Source organism: Clostridium sp. LXY-7 (assembly GCF_056172015.1).
Map to the genome: position 1 here is coordinate 1 of NZ_JBLLJL010000022.1, position 568 is coordinate 568.

General features: G+C 52.1%; 5 tRNA genes and 1 rRNA gene. All 6 read right to left on the reverse strand.

Annotation, left to right across the window (positions count from 1 at the left end):
- Positions 1 to 39: 39 nt before the first annotated feature.
- Positions 40 to 114: transfer RNA gene (locus tag ACI48Q_RS20935), tRNA-Gln, on the reverse strand.
- Positions 115 to 117: 3 nt separating this feature from the next.
- Positions 118 to 194: transfer RNA gene (locus ACI48Q_RS20940), tRNA-Arg, on the reverse strand.
- A gap of 3 nt (positions 195 to 197) precedes the next feature.
- A tRNA-Gly gene (locus ACI48Q_RS20945) sits at positions 198 to 271 on the reverse strand.
- 4 nt (positions 272 to 275) lie between these two features.
- A tRNA-Leu gene (locus tag ACI48Q_RS20950) sits at positions 276 to 360 on the reverse strand.
- A 3-nt stretch (positions 361 to 363) separates the two neighbouring features.
- Positions 364 to 438 (reverse strand) — tRNA-Glu (locus ACI48Q_RS20955).
- Between the two features lie 11 nt (positions 439 to 449).
- Positions 450 to 567 (reverse strand): 5S ribosomal RNA (gene rrf, locus ACI48Q_RS20960).
- Position 568 lies beyond the last annotated feature (1 nt).

Genomic DNA, 568 nt, shown 5'->3' on the forward strand with positions numbered 1-568 from the left:
AAAGTCATGTGCTCTACCGACTGAGCTAGTGAACCATTTTGGCTGGGATAGCAGGATTTGAACCTACGAATGCCAGAGTCAAAGTCTGGTGCCTTACCGCTTGGCGATATCCCATTATGGTGCGTCTTAAGGGATTCGAACCCCTGGCCCACGCCTTAGAAGGGCGTTGCTCTATCCAGCTGAGCTAAAGACGCATTTGGAGCGGGTGAAGGGAATCGAACCCTCGTAACTAGCTTGGAAGGCTAGCACTCTACCATTGAGTTACACCCGCAAAGTGGTGCAGATGAAGGGAGTCGAACCCCCACGCCGCTAAGCGCTAGATCCTAAGTCTAGTGCGTCTGCCAATTCCGCCACATCTGCATATGGTGACTCCTAGGGGAATCGAACCCCTGTTACCACCGTGAAAGGGTGGTGTCTTAACCGCTTGACCAAGGAGCCATAAATAAAAAACTTGGCGACCACTTACCCTCCCACAGAGCTTCCCCTGCAGTACTCTCAGCCGTCCAAGGCTTAACTGGCGTGTTCGGTATGGGAACGAGTGTATCCCTTGGACGCATTATCACCAAAT